Here is a 14,456-nt window from a genome sequence, read left to right as displayed (position 1 = left end):
GCCGCGCCGCGCCCCTGCCCTGTGGCCAACCGATGGTGCCAGATGGCGGCAACAGGGCAGGGCGTCGGGGGCGCTGCCTAGTGGGCAGCCCATTGCACGGTGTTCAGATCAACGCCTTCCTTGAACATGTCCCACAGCGGCGACAGTTCGCGCAGCTTGCCAATCTTGGCCTTGAGCAGGTGGATGGCAAACTCGATATCGGCTTCGGTGGTGAAGCGGCCAATGCTGAAGCGGATCGAGCTGTGCGCCAGTTCGTCGTTGCGGCCCAGTGCGCGCAGCACGTAAGAAGGTTCCAGCGAGGCCGAGGTGCAGGCCGAGCCGGACGACACCGCCAGCTCCTTGATCGCCATGATCAGGCTTTCGCCTTCGACAAAATTGAAGCTGACATTCAGGTTGTGCGGCACCCGATGGGTGAGGTCGCCGTTCAGATACACTTCTTCGATGTCGGACAGGCCGGCCCACAGGCGGTCGCGCAGTGCGCCGATGCGGACATTTTCGCTGGCCATTTCTTCACGGGCCAGGCGGAAGGCTTCGCCCATGCCGACAATCTGGTGGGTGGCCAGTGTGCCGGAGCGCATGCCGCGCTCATGACCACCGCCGTGGATTTGCGCTTCCAGGCGAATGCGCGGCTTGCGGCGCACGTACAGCGCGCCAATGCCTTTCGGGCCGTAGGTCTTGTGCGCCGAGAAGCTCATCAGGTCCACTTTCAGGCTGGCCAGGTCAATCTCGACCTTGCCGGTGGCCTGGGCCGAATCGACGTGGAAGATTACCCCGCGTTCGCGACAGATCTCGCCCAGCGCGGCGATGTCCTGAATCACGCCGATTTCGTTGTTCACAAACATCACCGAGGCCAGGATGGTGTCCGGGCGGATGGCAGCACGAAAAGCGTCCAGATCCAGCAGGCCATTGTCCTGCGGCACCAGATAGGTGACTTCAAAGCCCTGGCGCTCCAGCTCGCGACAGGGATCGAGCACCGCCTTGTGTTCGGTCTTGACCGTGATCAGGTGCTTGCCCTTGGTCTTGTAGAACTGGGCAGCGCCCTTAATCGCCAGGTTGTTGGATTCGGTGGCACCCGAGGTCCAGACGATTTCTTTCGGGTCGCAGTTCACCAGTTTGGCCACTTCGGCGCGGGCGTTTTCCACCGCTTCTTCCGCTTCCCAGCCGTAGGCATGGCTGCGGCTGGCGGGGTTGCCAAAGTGTTCGGTCAGCCAGGGAATCATCGCCTGGGCCACGCGTGGGTCAACCGGCGTGGTGGCCGAGTAATCCAGATAAATCGGGTAGTTTTGAGTGGATGCAGTCATGTGAGCGAAATCTCCAGCGCAACGGTGGCTTACAAGGCGGGGGCGGCACCATCCTGGGCAGGCGCGGCGACACGGCGGCGGTCCTGCATCACGGCGGTTTCCTTGGCGCGCTGTTTCACCACCAGGCTCGCCAGCGAGACGTTGGCAAGGTAGGCAAAAATGGTTTTGTTCAGGTCGGTCCACAGATCGTGGGTCATGCAGCGGTGATTGTCGTGGCAGTTTTCATGCCCGCCGCACTGGGTGGCATCCAGCGGTTCGTCTACCGCAATGATGATGTCGGCCACGGTGATGTCTTCCACCAGCCGCGCCAGACAGTAACCGCCACCCGGCCCACGTACGCTTTCCACCAGTTCGGCGCGGCGCAGCTTGCCAAACAGCTGTTCGAGATAAGACAGGGAAATCCCCTGGCGCTCGCTGATGCCGGCCAGCGTCACCGGACCATTTACGTCACGCATGGCCAGATCGAGCATGGCGGTGACAGCAAAGCGCCCTTTGGTCGTGAGTCGCATGGCAAAAGTCTCCTGGGTCGGCAACAGGCCGCAAATAAGGGTAAGAAAAATGCACCTTGGCGAAGCGGAGCACCGGCGCGCAGCCTGGCCTGATGTTCGGCTCCTGACAGACTGTAGCGTATAATATCCGAGTAAATTGGTCAAGAATGGCGTGTGGCGTTTTGCGCCAGAAAGTCTGCTGTCATGAGGCGGTGCCGGGGCGGTGTGAAGGCAAGCGATATGTGCTTGCCGAGGCGCTTAACCGCCTTATTTTCCCGTGTGCAGCGCCGAGCATCGCAGACCCTCAGGGGGACGTCCGGCACGGTTGTTTGAGCGGCGGCGTAGCCGACGCGAGTTCCCGGGCCGGCCCTGAGGGTTGAGAAGCGCAGGGCACCCAGCCGTAGGCTGGGCGCGGAAGTCGGGTCGCCTTTCTTTGCCTTCTTTCTTTGGCGAAGCAAAGAAAGAAGGGCGCGCGGGGCTTCCCCCGCCGCCGACCACAGTTCAGACGCACTCTCGCCTCAATCAACCCTGCGCGCAGCGCAGTCAACAATACAGTGAGCAGCCACAGACGTAACACGGCAAGGCAAGGACGGCTAGTAGCCAGTCACCATGATCTGAATCGACTGACAGGCGATTAGAGCGCTTTCGGCATGAGTGTCACCTCAGGTGTCGTTCCCGCGAAGGCGGGAACCCAGACCGCGCCACAGCGTGCGCGGTGGGCATGGCGCAGGTAGCGCTGATGAGCGCTCACCCCGCTGTACGCTGTGGACACGCCTGGATTCCCGCCTGCGCGGGAATGACGCGGTGGGGCGCGGCGAGTGGTTCGTCGTGGAACGTGAGCCATCGTGTTTCAACGTGACTGGCTACTAGGTTGTCCGCGCTATCCTTCCTCGCCCTGAAGGGCGAGGTTTGCCGTGCAACTGATCAATATTTATTCATGGCATTGCCTTGTTACAGTCATCTGGCTGTGCTTGTCCCCTTGCGGTATCATTCAAACAAACGATTGCCCGCCACCCTCCCGCAAGGATTCCTGCACCATGCCCTCCGACATTGTCATCAGTGGCACCGGCCTCTACACCCCGCCAGCCAGTATCAGCAACCAGGAACTGGTTGATGCCTTCAACGCCTGGGTGGATGCCGACAACCGCGCCCACGCCGCCGACATTGCCGCTGGTTTGCGCCCGGCCCGCGAGCCCTCTTCGGCGGAGTTCATCGTCAAGGCTTCGGGCATTCACAGCCGTCATGTGATGGACCGCGACGGCATTCTCGACCCCGCACGCCTGTGCCCGAACCTGCCCGAGCGTGGCAACGACAGCCTGTCGCTGCAAGCCGAAATCGCCATAGCCGCGGCCCGCGATGCGCTGGCCGCTGCCGGGCGCAGCGCTGCCGAGGTGGATATGGTGCTGGTGGCCTGCTCCAATATGCAGCGCCCCTACCCGGCGGTGTCGATCGAAGTGCAGCAGGCGCTGGGGATCCAGGGCTTTGCCTTTGATATGAATGTGGCCTGCTCGTCGGCCACCTTTGGCATTCAGACGGCGGTGGATGCGCTGCGCAATGGTTCAGCCAGGGCTGTGCTGATGGTCAACCCGGAAATCACCTCCGGGCATTTGAACTTCCGTGACCGGGACAGCCATTTCATCTTTGGCGACGCCTGCACTGCTGTGGTGCTGGAGCGCGCCGACAGCGTCCGGCCAGGGCTGGGCTTCGACGTGCTGGGCACCCGGTTGGCCACGGTGTTTTCCAACAATATCCGCAACAACTTTGGTTTTCTCAACCGCGCCGACCCATCCGGCATTGGCCAGACTGACAAGCTGTTTGTCCAGCAGGGGCGTAAGGTGTTTAAGGAGGTCTGTCCAATGGTGGCCGAGCATATCGCCGGCCATCTGCACAGCCTGCAACTGCGCCCCAACGATGTGCAGCGTTACTGGCTGCATCAGGCCAACCTGGGAATGAATCAGCTGATTACCCGCCGTTTGCTGGGGCGAGACGCCAGCGCCGACGAAGCGCCGGTGATTCTGGACCGTTACGCCAATACCAGTTCCGCCGGGTCGATCATCGCCCTGCATTTGCACCAGGCCGACCTGCCCAGCGGGGCCATTGGCGTGGTGTGTTCGTTTGGTGCCGGGTATTCGATGGGCAGCGTGGTGCTGCGTAAGCGCTGAGCGCATTTCTGTGAGGCAGCCCTTGGCGCGCCACTCACAACGTCCCCTGATCCTGGGTTTCCTGGGTTGCGCTGCCTTGCTGCACGGCCTTGTCCTGTCTGCGTGGCGTGTCTTGTGGTTCAGCGGCACCCCGAGCTTTTGCTCGCGGCCTTTAGCCGCCTTTCTGATAGCGTTCGCGAAACTGGCTTGGCGTCATCCCGGCGCGGCGGGCAAAAAACCGGGAAAAATACGCTGGGTCGGTAAATCCCAGCTGGTAACCCAGCTCTCCCACCGGGGTGGTGGAAAAGCGCAGCATGCGCCGCGCTTCCTGCAACAGGCGGTCGTGGACCACTTCCTTGCTGGCCTGATTGACCATGCGCCGGCACACCTCATTCAGTCGCGCTTCGGTTACCGCCAACTGACGGGCATACACGGTCAGGGTTAGGTGTTCGCGGAAGTGTGCTTCGATCAGATCACAAAAACTCAGGAAAATCCGTAAATCCTCGCCGCGCTCGCGTTTGAGCGGCAGTGTGCAGGCATGCGCGGCCAGCAGGCGGTTCAGGCTGATGAACACGCACTGGCCCAGCGAGCGCACCGCCACCGAGCGTCCCTTGTCGCTGCCGGTGAATTCCTGATGCAGCAGCTCGGCCAGGGTGAACAGACGCTGCACTTCGCCGTGCAGCGCCGGATCCAGCTCACCCAGCAGCACAAAGCTGGCGTCGCGCAGCTGGCTGTCCGGCCACTGGCCGGGCAGGGCGGCAAACCAGCTGCGCACCACGTCCTGGCGCACGGTCAGCACATGGCCTTCGGTGTCTTCGTCGGAATAAAACGCGTGCGGGATGGCCGGCGGGGTAAAAAACACCAGCGGGGCGTGGCCGTAGTAGGCTTGATCGTCCAGCTGCAGGCGAATACTGCCCCGACTGAGCAGGTGCAGCTGGTAAAAGCGTGAATGCCGGTGTGCCGGAGTGTTGCGCCCCAGCACATCGGCCAGCCGGCCAAAGGTTTCGCAGTGGACGTCGCAATCCGGGTCCGCTTCATTGTAAATGCGGTTGATGTAGATATCCGGGATGGGCGTGGCAGAAAAATGGGACATGGCAGGCAGGCGTCCGGCACGGGAAGCCCAAGGGATACCGCAGCGCTGGCCTGGGGTCAATCCCGCCCTTGCCCTGCGTCGGCCCGGCCCGCACAATATAGCCCCGGCGGCGTTGGCCCGCGTCATGCCGCCGGGCAATCCTCCCCGACGCAGCGCGCTTGCGCCGGGGCCAGATAAAAACGGGATGGCCCACCCCGGCGTGCTCCGCCTGCGCCACGGCACATGCCCCCACACCGCCAGACCGGCGTGTGACGACAGGTTTAGAGGGATTACTGCATGAAACTCACCGTCCTGGGTTGCGATGGCGGCATTGGCGGCGCCCGGCACACCACCTGCCTGAAGCTGGGTGCGCACGCGCTGATTGACGCCGGCACCGGCCTGGCCAGCTTGTCGCTGTCAGAAATGGCCGCGATTGACCAGGTGTTCCTCACCCACGCGCACCTGGACCATATTGCCCTGCTGCCCTTGCTGATTGATTCGGTGGGGGCCACCCGCTCACGCCCGCTGCAGGTATGGGCGCTGCCCGAAACCCTGCACAGCCTGCGCGAGCATATTTTCAACTGGCAGATCTGGCCAGACTTCACCCAGCTGCCCAGCCCGCAATCTCCCCGTCTTTGCTGGTGCCCATTGGCGGTGGGCGAGCGCTTTGAGGTGGACGATGGCGTGCTGGAAGTGCTGCCAGCGCGACATACCGTGCCAGCGGTGGGCTACCGGCTGCAAGGCCCGACTGGCAGCCTGGTGTTCAGCGGCGACACCTTGCACGACGCGGATTTCTGGCAGCAGCTGGAAAATTGCCCAGACCTGCGCCATCTGCTGATTGAATGCGCCTTCCCGGATGAAGAAGCCGCGCTGGCGCGGGAAGCCTGCCACTATTCTCCCAGCCGGCTGGCCGAAGATCTCGCCCGCCTGCCTGGCGCAGCGCAGGTGTGGATCAGCCACCTGAAACCCACCGATGCCGAACGCACGCTGGCGCAAATCGCCGCCCTGGCACCCTGTGATGTGCAGCAGCTGACCTCAGGCATGGTGCTGGCGGTGTAGCGCACGCCAGCAATGCACCGGGCGTTTGCTTTGCCTTAGAACGTGTGCAAAGTCTAGCGAACGACGGGTCAGCCAAGGCGAAATGCCCCCAAAAAACGCAGTTGACACGCGGTCAATGAGGATTTTTGGGGGCATTTCAACGCAGGATCACCCGAATCTCGCAGACTTTGAACGTGTTCTTAGCCCTTCTTGTAGCCGGTGACCATGGCCTGGATCAGCGGCTGACGCAGTTTGCGCCCCATCAGCACCGCCGCCAGCACATGCAGCACCACCAGGCCCTGCAGGCCATTGGCCAGCCCTTCGTGCAGCTCTTCCACCCATTCCACCCCAAAATAGGCGTCAGTGCCCATCAGCCAGCCGCTGAGCGCCAGCGCCAGCAGCAGGCTGAGCAGGGTCAGAATCATCAACCCGGCCAGCGGGTTGTGGCCCAGATGCGTTTCCGGCTCGCCCCGGCGCAGGGCGCTGAGGTGGGCGCGCAGACGGGCCGGAGTGGGAAACCAGTCGCTGAACCGGGCATAGCGGCTGCCAACAAAGCCCCACACCAGCCGCGCCAGCACGCCGCCAGCCGCCACATAGCCCAGCCAGCGGTGGGCGACATCGCCTTCTTCCAGAATGAACAGGTTCAGCGCCACGATGGCGACCATACTCCAGTGAAACAGACGGATAAAACCATCCCAAACTTTAACCGGTTGTCCGGACGGGGTGGCAGGCAGGGAAGCAGACATCTGCAGCTCCTTTGGCGTGACTGGGCGGACTGCCGCGCCAGCCAGAAAAAAACGCCCGCATGGTGGTGTCCATGTGGGCGACAAGGCAGTTATCCGGCAGACCGGCCAGCGCACCGCCAGGGCTGCGGGGTGTGCTGACCATCCGCCTGAATCACTCAAGTGCATGACCCCCCAGGGACACACGGCTTGAGCGTGCGCGTGAGGCGAATTACTTGGTTTTCACCAGCTTGCCGTCTACCGGGTTGAAGTAGGCTTCGACTTTCTTGCCATCCTTGTCCAGGCCTTTCACTTCGTAGCAATTGTCTTCCACATCCAGCTTTTTGATGGTGTAGCCCATGCCCTTGACCTGGGTGGTGATTTGTTCCTTGGTCATCCAGGTGTTCTTCGGTGCGTCGGTGCAGGATTGGCCTGCAAAGGCAGACAGGGAGGCGATGGACAGTACGGCGGCGAGTGCGATGCGTTGCATGGAAATCTCCTGAAGTCAGTGACAAGACCGTGTCAGTCACGGCATGGGAGACAGTATGCAGGGGCAGGCTTAAGCAGAACTTAGATTGACTGAACCACGTTCAAATAAGCCTTGTTGGCGTGGCGGCACCATTGTTTTACAACCAGAAACGCTTGAACTCGGCGCTGGGTAATATGAGCCCGGCAGAGTTTGAAAGACAATGCTAGGGACACGCTGATTTATTCAGAAAAACCGTTTTTGCCAAAAGCAAAACCCAGCAAAATCAAAGCTCTGGACTCCCACCTTCGCGGGAATGACGATTTTTTCAGCGTATCCCTAGCTCAGCCCTGTGCCCGTGCAGGCTTGAGCGGTTGACGCCCTATCGGGATGTTCGAAAAAACTTGACCAGTACATGATTCTTAGCAACTAGAGCGGCTCGCTACCATCGTCCTCGTCGGCTGCCATGCTCTGGTCCTCGTGACGCTCGATACGACGCTGATGTTCACCCAGCGAGATGGTCAGCTCGTTACCCTCGAGCTTCGCCCGCAGGTCCTGTAGGATACGACTACGGTTAGCTGAATCAGCTTCGATAGCATTTTCAAAGCTTGACACAGAAGCCACGGGCACGCGGACGTAGCGCTCAATAAACGACGCCATTGTTGCTCCTGCTTCGTCCTCAAGGTGACCCCAAGCCGCATCACCCACATAAGCAGCGCCGCCCGCATCGCGGTACGCGGCTTGGAGTCCAGTCAGCTTGTCGTTTTCTGTCGGGTCTAGTACGACAAGAATCGGCTTTGCTCCTGAGCTTCTGCAGTCACGGGCGAAGGAAAGCTCCTCACCGAACCTCCCTTGACCGCTGGCTGCGATAGTCACGCGTAGCTTCAGTTCGTATGCAAGCGGAGTCCCATCTGGCAGTACTTTCCAGCAGTCAACCTGCCGACCCTTCGTCGAGTCATCGGTGCGTCGGACAACGCGCTCGCGTGCTGACTTCGGTTCGCCGCCGATGGCAGCGGCAAGGATGGGCTCGAAGAGGTAGCCGGTTTCCTGTGCGGACCGGTTGTCAAGGTCGTAGAAGAATTTGCGCCAAGTTAGCCACGAAGCAAGCGCTTCTGGTGGAAAGTCTGGGCCGTATTCCATGAGTGCCCTGGGCGAAATCTGCACCATCGTCGGCAGGGGTTGCCTCTGAAGAATCAGCCCATATTTGCGTCGCCGCTTGTGCAGTTCGGTTAGGCACTTTAGGTACGTCATGAAGTCCTGATCCAGTGACGTACCTGCATCGAGCATGTCGACTATGTCGAAGGATGTAATCGTTGCGTCAGGGGCAGTGAACCAATCGACCGCTGTGCTGTAGTATTCCTGCGGCGGAGCCAGTTTCGGCCAAAGCACTGGAAAGGCTCGCTCCATTTCGTCGCCCTTGCCAATGTCGACGGCCACAAGCGCAATTACCTTTGCCAGCTCGCTGGCATCCATGAGAGCTCTCATGTTTGCGGTTTTCGTGATAGTGAGCAGTTTAGTTAGCTGCTGCGATCTTTCCGCACTAAGCCGTTGCCGTGTGATCATCAAAAACAAATCCCCCTTGATGCAATTCTCTGAGTAGTGCTTCTGTTGACTTGAGAGCAGGGCTCATACCCGCTGCTTCGGTAAGGACAAACCCTAGAAGCTTTGCTGTTTTCACGCCCGCTGGCTGCATATCTGCGCCAAAAGACCCGTCAATCTCTTGCAAGTGCTTGGCAAGCCGCTCTGCAGCGAGTGGTGGGACTGCATTTCCAATTTGTTGAATAACGCTAGAGCTGTTGCCGACCCACTGGTACTTGTCAGGAAAGGTTTGAATGCGAGCGCACTCTCGAATGGTGAGCGGACGGTGTTCTGTGGGGTGGATAAACTCCCTCGCGGCGGCTCCCGTAATTGTGAGGCTCTGCAAGTTGCCATGCATGCGCTTGATGCCTGATGGTGCTCCGCCTCGTTTCTCGGTCGGAGTCCCGTCCGAAACCCTCCGGTTTGCACGCCGCTTGTAGCTATCATGCCAAAGCTCGGGTGGAAGGTCTTTCATCGTCTGACCAGGCATAAGCAGTTCCACCTGCATTCGTTCGGCGGGCTCCACTCGGATGTGGTGAGTCACGGTACCTGCGACGTTGCCCTCCCTCATGCGAGCTTCGAATGCGTTGACTGGATAAGGGCTGGAGTACGGAACTAGTACCCCCTTTGTAGTTGCTGCATGACCAAGACCTGCGATTGCTTCGGCGAGACTAGGTGCCAAGGGCTTGTCAGAAGATTTCTTGGCCTTCCCGCTGTCAAATGAAAACAGTTCCTCGGGAAATTGGAAGTCGATGCCAAGCCGGTTGCCGACTATTAGTACTCGCTTGCGCGTCTGAGGTACGCCATACGAGGCGAGGTTCACCTTCTGTAGCCGGATCGAGTACCCCATGTTGATAAACTCACGGACCAAGCGTGCAAGGTCCTTACCGCCACCAGAAGTCAAAAGTCCCTCGACATTCTCGAAGATGAACCAGCGAGGTGAGAGCTTCTCAACGATGTTGAGGTAATTGAAGATGAGCTGATTGCGGGGATCGGCAGAGTTTCGGGGGCCTGCAGTGCTAAACCCTTGACACGGCGGACCACCGATAACAACAAATGGCTTGCGACCACCGGTAAGCTGTGCGAGCTGAGCAGGCTCGGTCGTGCTCAAATCGAGCTGATGGCAGGGGCTGCCTACATTTAGCTGGTAAGTTTGGCAGGCGTCAGAGTTAATTTCAGCCCCGAAAAGCGGAGTTAACCCGGCTTGGGAAAATCCGGTTGAGAACCCGCCCGCCCCAGCAAAAAGAGATACAACAATATCGTCTCTGCTCATTCTGTTATGTAACGTGCTCCCCTAATTAAGCACTTCAGGGGGAGGGGTCCGCTCCTCTTGTAACTTGTGGTTGATGTGTTGGCAACGGAGCATACTTACAGACACTGCAACGGCTCTTTTGGAATCTTTTGCTGCGCGTACTACGAGTTGTTTCGTTGTGCGCAGCACGTTGACTGGGCTGGTATTTTAGCACCTAATCAAGAGCTTCTTCGACCATAACGTGCATAGTCTAATTTTTTAGAACAAGCCGATGGGTGGAACAATCCCACCACCCAAAGGACATCGAATATGCCACAAACCCGTCTCCACTTTACCCCCGAGTTCAAACTCGAAGTCGCCAAAAAAATCGTTCAGTAACAGCACTGCATCACCCAGCTCTGCCATGAACTGAACCTTGGCGAAACCGGTGTCTACCGTTGGGTCGCCGAGTACAAAGCCGAATTCAACGGCCAGCCGGGCATCGGCCTGCCACTGATCTTAGACCGGCAACGCATCCGCCAACTTGAAGCTGAACTGCGCATTGCCAAAAAGGACAACGAAATCCTAAAAACCCCCTCCTCCTTGTTCGCCCGCACTTATCGATGATGCAGCCCATCATCAGCCAACTGTAAGGCTCACCTCCAAGGCTCAATGGCAGCAGCAAAATGCACTGCGCGCTGGCCGAATGCGGCGTGCGGCTTGGGCGCGACAAAGTGCGTAAGCTGTTGAAAGCGGTTGACCTAAAAACCTGCTGGACGCGCAAATTTGCTCACACCACGGATAGCAAACACATGCTGCTGGGGGCAAAAAACCTGCTGACATTTTACAACCAGAAACGCTTTAAGCTCGGCCCTGGGCAACATGAGCTCAGCAGAGTTTGCAAGACAATACCGGCTCAAATCTGCGCCCGTGCAGGCTTGAGCGCTTGATTCCCTATCGGGGGGGTCGAAAAAACTGGACCGGGATACTGCACAAAGGCCGGCGGACGGCTGTACATCAGCGGTAGTGGGGCGAGAGTTGGCCGTCAGCGTCCAGAATGCCGACCCGTTGCAAGAAGGCGCGTGCAGTTTGCGGGGTGGCGGCGTGGCGCTTGCCTGCCTCGATAATCTCAACGGCGGCCTGTTCGTGAGAGACATATCGTTCCGTTGGGGGCCGAGGCAGGCCGATGGCGTGGTAGGGCGATGGTTTTTTCATGTGCGTTCAATGCTAATGTCGTGGCTGTGCAAACAATCGCTTGTATTCAGTGTGTTTTTTTCTATTCTAGCGCATTCTTGTTGTGCCCGCGCTTGCCGCGCTGCCGCTTCACCTTCCCTTCAAAAAACCTTCTTGCCGCCGTCACCCGGTTGACCCCGCCCTGCAATGCCACACCGGCAGCATGTGCAGCGTGAAACCTGAAACCGACCTCCCCTCTTTCAGCTTGTCGCTGCCGATTGCCCGCCATTACCGGGCCATCTGGCTGTCTGACATCCACCTGGGCACTGCAGGCTGCCAGGCCGAGTATTTGCTGGATTTCTTGCGCCACACCGACAGCGACATCCTCTATCTGGTTGGGGATATCGTCGATGGCTGGCAGCTGAAAAAATCCTGGTACTGGAAGCAGGCGCACAACGATGTGGTGCAAAAAATCCTGCGCAAGGTGCGCAAGGGCACCCAGGTGGTGTTCATCCCTGGCAACCACGATGAAGCAGGCCGGCAGTTTGCCGGGCTGGACTTTGGCGGGATTGCCATTCGTCAGGAGGCAGTGCACACCCTGGTGGATGGCCGCCGCTTGCTGGTGCTGCACGGCGATGAATTTGACGGGGTGATCCAATACGCCAAGTGGTTGGCCTATCTGGGCGACAGCCTGTACACCGGCATCCTGCACCTGAACCGCTGGTTCAACCGTCTGCGCGGGCATTTTGGCCTGCCGTACTGGTCGCTGTCGCAGTACCTCAAGCACAAGGTGAAAAACGCGGTGAACTTCATCAGCGACTTTGAGCGGGTGCTGGCCGACGAGGCGCGGCGGCGCGGGTTTGACGGCGTGGTGTGCGGGCATATTCACAAGGCCGAGATCCGCCAGATCGACGGCGTGCTGTACTGCAACGATGGTGACTGGGTGGAAAGCCTGACCGCCCTGGTCGAAACCCTGGATGGTCAGCTGGACATCGTCCACTGGCCGCGCATTCTGGGCAAGCCGGAACCGGCCCAGCCCGATCCCGACCCCGAGGAAGCTTCTTCATGCGCATCATGATTGTCACCGACGCCTGGCGTCCGCAAGTCAACGGCGTGGTTCGCACCCTGACCGAAACCTGCCGCGAGCTGGGCGAACTGGGCCACAACGTGTCCATGATCACCCCGCTGGACTTTCGCACCTTTCCCTGCCCCACCTACCCGGACATCCGCCTGTCGTGGCGGCCTTATGCCAAGGTGGCAGCGATGCTGAAAGCGTTTGCCCCCGACGCCATTCACATTGCCACCGAAGGCCCGCTGGGTCTGGCGGCGCGGCGCTGGTGCATGCAGCATGGCCTGCGCTTCACCACGGCGTACCACACCCGCTTTCCTGAATACATCCACGCCCGCGTGCGCCTGCCGCTGTCGGCCAGCTATGCGTTCATGCGCTGGTTTCATGGCCCCAGCGCGGCAGTGATGGCACCCACGCCATCAATCAAGACGGCGCTGGAAGGCTGGGGCTTCAATAATGTGGTGGTGTGGAGCCGGGGGGTGGATACCGACCTGTTCTGCCCCGGCGAGCGCGACCGGCTGGACGATTCCATCCCGCCGCGCTTTGTTTACATTGGCCGGGTGGCGGTGGAAAAAAACATCGAGGCGTTTTTGCAGCTGGACTTGCCCGGCAGCAAATGGGTGGTGGGCGACGGCCCGCTGATGGAGTCGCTCAAGCGCCGCTACCCGAATGTGTGGTTTGCCGGGGTGTATCCGCAAGCCGAACTGGCGCGGTTTTACCGGGCAGCCGATGTGTTTGTGTTTCCCAGCCTGACCGATACCTTTGGTCTGGTGCTGCTGGAAGCCATGGCCTGCGGCACGCCGGTGGCAGCGTTTCCGGTGGCCGGGCCGCTGGATGTGGTGGCCAGCAGCGGCGCGGGTGTGCTCAGCGAGGACTTGCGTCAGGCGTGTCTGGACGCCATGAGCCTGGACCGCCAGAAGGTGCGCCAGTACGCCGAGGGCTTCAGCTGGGCGGCGGCCACCCGCCAGTTTGAAGCGCATCTGTGCCCGAATGCCAGTCAGGCGCTGGGGCAACTGAGCGCGGCGTAAGCGTTTCCCCGGCCTGGCCGCAGGCGTACACTGATTGGCCGTGCAATCTTGTGGATGATGCTGCCAATGAAATTATGTGTGATGCCCGGCGACGGGATTGGTCAGGAAGTGGCACCGGTGGCGGTGGCCGCCTTGCAGCGGTTGCTGCCGGAGCTGGAAGTGCACACCGCCGACGCGGGCTGGGATTGCTTTGTCCGCACCGGCCAGGCCTTGCCGGCAGCCAGCCTGGCGCAGGCGCAGGCGTGCGGGGCGGTGCTGTTTGGCGCGGTCAGCTCGCCCGCGCGCAAGGTGGAAGGCTACCGTTCGCCAATTGTGGCGCTGCGCCGGGCGCTGAACGCCTACGCCAATCTGCGCCCGGTGTCGCCGCTGCCGATTCCCACTGCCCGCGACGATGTCCGTCTGCTGATTGTGCGGGAAAACACCGAAGACCTGTACATCGGCGAGGAACAGCGCGACGGCGACACCGCCACCGCCATCAAGCGGATTACCGCAGGCGCTTCGCGCCGGGTGGCTCGCGCCGCCTGCGAGGTGATGCGCGCCCAGGGCCTGACCCGGCTGACGGTGGTACACAAGGCCAATATCATGCCGCTGACCGACGGGCTGTTTCGCGACTGCTGTCGTGAGGTGGCGGCGGAATATCCGGAGATTGTGCTCAACGAGCTGCTGGTGGACACTGCCGCCTATCAGCTGGTGCGCGCGCCGCAGCAGTTTCAGGCCTTGGTGGCACCCAATCTGTATGGCGATATCCTGTCTGACCTGGCGGCGGCGCATGGCGGCGGGCTGGGGCTGGCGGCATCGCTGAACTTGGGCGAGCACGGCGTGGCGATTGCCGAGCCCGTGCATGGCTCGGCACCCGATATTGCCGGCCAGGGCATTGCCAATCCGGTGGCGGCACTGCTCAGCGTGGCCTTGCTATTGCGCTACACCTGGCAGCGCCCGACCGAAGCCGCTCGGCTGGAACACGCCGTTAGCGCCACGCTGGCAGCCGGCATTGCCACGCCGGATGTGCTGGGCACCGCCGGGGTGGGCACGCAGGCATTTGCCGAGGCAGTGCTGGCCCGGCTTGGTTAGCGTGCCGGGCAGACAAAAAAGCCGCCAGACATAACAGGGTCTGGCGGCTTTTTTGCTGTTTTGCTGTCAATCGGGCTT

14 protein-coding genes are annotated in these 14,456 nt (G+C 60.6%); 6 read left to right on the top strand and 8 right to left on the bottom strand.

Going from position 1 to position 14,456, the window contains the following annotated elements; genetic code table 11:
• Positions 1-77: 77 nt before the first annotated feature.
• Together BXU06_RS12515 and iscR are read right to left on the bottom strand one after the other, a co-directional pair.
• Positions 78-1,301, bottom strand: coding sequence for an IscS subfamily cysteine desulfurase (locus BXU06_RS12515; protein ID WP_077300125.1), 1,224 nt, complete (start codon positions 1,299-1,301; stop codon positions 78-80).
• A gap of 29 nt (positions 1,302-1,330) precedes the next feature.
• Positions 1,331-1,810 carry a Fe-S cluster assembly transcriptional regulator IscR gene (gene iscR / locus BXU06_RS12510; protein ID WP_077300122.1) on the bottom strand — a complete coding sequence of 160 codons (480 nt, stop codon included), beginning with the start codon at positions 1,808-1,810 and terminating at the stop codon, positions 1,331-1,333.
• Positions 1,811-2,826: 1,016 nt separating this feature from the next.
• On the opposite strand from iscR, the gene BXU06_RS12505 reads away from it, so the two are divergent.
• Positions 2,827-3,951: a beta-ketoacyl-ACP synthase III gene (locus tag BXU06_RS12505; protein WP_077300119.1), complete on the top strand. Its 1,125-nt coding sequence runs from the start codon at positions 2,827-2,829 to the stop codon at positions 3,949-3,951.
• A 151-nt stretch (positions 3,952-4,102) separates the two neighbouring features.
• Here the strand turns inward: BXU06_RS12505 and hpaA are convergent, their stop codons facing one another.
• The gene (gene hpaA, locus BXU06_RS12500; RefSeq protein WP_077300116.1) at positions 4,103-5,023 is read right to left on the bottom strand and encodes a 4-hydroxyphenylacetate catabolism regulatory protein HpaA; all 921 of its coding nucleotides are present in this window, start codon (positions 5,021-5,023) and stop codon (positions 4,103-4,105) included.
• Between the two features lie 276 nt (positions 5,024-5,299).
• Between hpaA and BXU06_RS12495 the strand changes: the two genes are divergently transcribed.
• Complete coding sequence (locus tag BXU06_RS12495; RefSeq protein WP_077300113.1) at positions 5,300-6,061, top strand: 3',5'-cyclic-nucleotide phosphodiesterase; 762 nt, start codon at positions 5,300-5,302, stop codon at positions 6,059-6,061.
• A 179-nt stretch (positions 6,062-6,240) separates the two neighbouring features.
• On the opposite strand, the gene BXU06_RS12490 is transcribed toward BXU06_RS12495, so the two are convergent.
• From BXU06_RS12490 to BXU06_RS12475, 4 genes are all read right to left on the bottom strand, one after another.
• Positions 6,241-6,786 (bottom strand): cytochrome b/b6 domain-containing protein, encoded by a 546-nt coding sequence (locus tag BXU06_RS12490; protein WP_077300110.1) that lies wholly within the window; start codon positions 6,784-6,786, stop codon positions 6,241-6,243.
• A 208-nt stretch (positions 6,787-6,994) separates the two neighbouring features.
• Positions 6,995-7,252 (bottom strand): PepSY domain-containing protein, encoded by a 258-nt coding sequence (locus BXU06_RS12485; protein ID WP_077300107.1) that lies wholly within the window; start codon positions 7,250-7,252, stop codon positions 6,995-6,997.
• A gap of 405 nt (positions 7,253-7,657) precedes the next feature.
• Positions 7,658-8,701: a hypothetical protein gene (locus tag BXU06_RS12480; RefSeq protein ID WP_077300104.1), complete on the bottom strand. Its 1,044-nt coding sequence runs from the start codon at positions 8,699-8,701 to the stop codon at positions 7,658-7,660.
• A gap of 67 nt (positions 8,702-8,768) precedes the next feature.
• Entirely contained in the window at positions 8,769-10,079 is a 1,311-nt protein-coding gene (locus BXU06_RS12475) for a DNA cytosine methyltransferase (RefSeq protein ID WP_077300101.1), read from the bottom strand.
• A 644-nt stretch (positions 10,080-10,723) separates the two neighbouring features.
• On the opposite strand from BXU06_RS12475, the gene BXU06_RS12470 reads away from it, so the two are divergent.
• On the top strand, positions 10,724-10,987 hold the full coding sequence (locus tag BXU06_RS12470; RefSeq protein ID WP_077300098.1) for a hypothetical protein: 264 nt from the start codon (positions 10,724-10,726) through the stop codon (positions 10,985-10,987).
• Positions 10,988-11,054: 67 nt separating this feature from the next.
• Here BXU06_RS12470 and BXU06_RS12465 read toward each other — a convergent pair whose 3' ends face one another.
• Positions 11,055-11,252 carry a hypothetical protein gene (locus BXU06_RS12465; RefSeq protein ID WP_077300095.1) on the bottom strand — a complete coding sequence of 66 codons (198 nt, stop codon included), beginning with the start codon at positions 11,250-11,252 and terminating at the stop codon, positions 11,055-11,057.
• Positions 11,253-11,442: 190 nt separating this feature from the next.
• Between BXU06_RS12465 and BXU06_RS12460 the strand changes: the two genes are divergently transcribed.
• The 3 genes from BXU06_RS12460 to BXU06_RS12450 all read left to right on the top strand — a co-directional run bounded on the left by BXU06_RS12460 (position 11,443) and on the right by BXU06_RS12450 (position 14,378).
• Complete coding sequence (locus BXU06_RS12460) at positions 11,443-12,288, top strand: UDP-2,3-diacylglucosamine diphosphatase (protein ID WP_253189461.1); 846 nt, start codon at positions 11,443-11,445, stop codon at positions 12,286-12,288.
• Complete coding sequence (locus BXU06_RS12455) at positions 12,276-13,307, top strand: glycosyltransferase family 1 protein (protein ID WP_077300089.1); 1,032 nt, start codon at positions 12,276-12,278, stop codon at positions 13,305-13,307. The genes BXU06_RS12460 and BXU06_RS12455 overlap by 13 nt, the downstream gene beginning before the upstream one ends.
• A gap of 66 nt (positions 13,308-13,373) precedes the next feature.
• Positions 13,374-14,378: an isocitrate/isopropylmalate dehydrogenase family protein gene (locus tag BXU06_RS12450; protein ID WP_077300086.1), complete on the top strand. Its 1,005-nt coding sequence runs from the start codon at positions 13,374-13,376 to the stop codon at positions 14,376-14,378.
• The last annotated feature ends 78 nt before the right edge of the window (positions 14,379-14,456 follow it).

Source organism: Aquaspirillum sp. LM1, from assembly GCF_002002905.1.
Classification (GTDB): domain Bacteria; phylum Pseudomonadota; class Gammaproteobacteria; order Burkholderiales; family Aquaspirillaceae; genus Rivihabitans.
Note: the sequence above shows the minus strand (reverse complement) of the source record. Positions and strands in the feature narration are given on the sequence as shown.

Coding starts and splice junctions, on each gene's coding strand:
- BXU06_RS12515 (WP_077300125.1), bottom strand. CDS start 1,301: ATGACTGCATCCACTCAAAACTACCCGATTTATCTGGATTACTCGGCC.
- iscR (WP_077300122.1), bottom strand. CDS start 1,810: ATGCGACTCACGACCAAAGGGCGCTTTGCTGTCACCGCCATGCTCGAT.
- BXU06_RS12505 (WP_077300119.1), top strand. CDS start 2,827: ATGCCCTCCGACATTGTCATCAGTGGCACCGGCCTCTACACCCCGCCA.
- hpaA (WP_077300116.1), bottom strand. CDS start 5,023: ATGTCCCATTTTTCTGCCACGCCCATCCCGGATATCTACATCAACCGC.
- BXU06_RS12495 (WP_077300113.1), top strand. CDS start 5,300: ATGAAACTCACCGTCCTGGGTTGCGATGGCGGCATTGGCGGCGCCCGG.
- BXU06_RS12490 (WP_077300110.1), bottom strand. CDS start 6,786: ATGTCTGCTTCCCTGCCTGCCACCCCGTCCGGACAACCGGTTAAAGTT.
- BXU06_RS12485 (WP_077300107.1), bottom strand. CDS start 7,252: ATGCAACGCATCGCACTCGCCGCCGTACTGTCCATCGCCTCCCTGTCT.
- BXU06_RS12480 (WP_077300104.1), bottom strand. CDS start 8,701: ATGGATGCCAGCGAGCTGGCAAAGGTAATTGCGCTTGTGGCCGTCGAC.
- BXU06_RS12475 (WP_077300101.1), bottom strand. CDS start 10,079: ATGAGCAGAGACGATATTGTTGTATCTCTTTTTGCTGGGGCGGGCGGG.
- BXU06_RS12470 (WP_077300098.1), top strand. CDS start 10,724: ATGCACTGCGCGCTGGCCGAATGCGGCGTGCGGCTTGGGCGCGACAAA.
- BXU06_RS12465 (WP_077300095.1), bottom strand. CDS start 11,252: ATGAAAAAACCATCGCCCTACCACGCCATCGGCCTGCCTCGGCCCCCA.
- BXU06_RS12455 (WP_077300089.1), top strand. CDS start 12,276: ATGCGCATCATGATTGTCACCGACGCCTGGCGTCCGCAAGTCAACGGC.
- BXU06_RS12450 (WP_077300086.1), top strand. CDS start 13,374: ATGAAATTATGTGTGATGCCCGGCGACGGGATTGGTCAGGAAGTGGCA.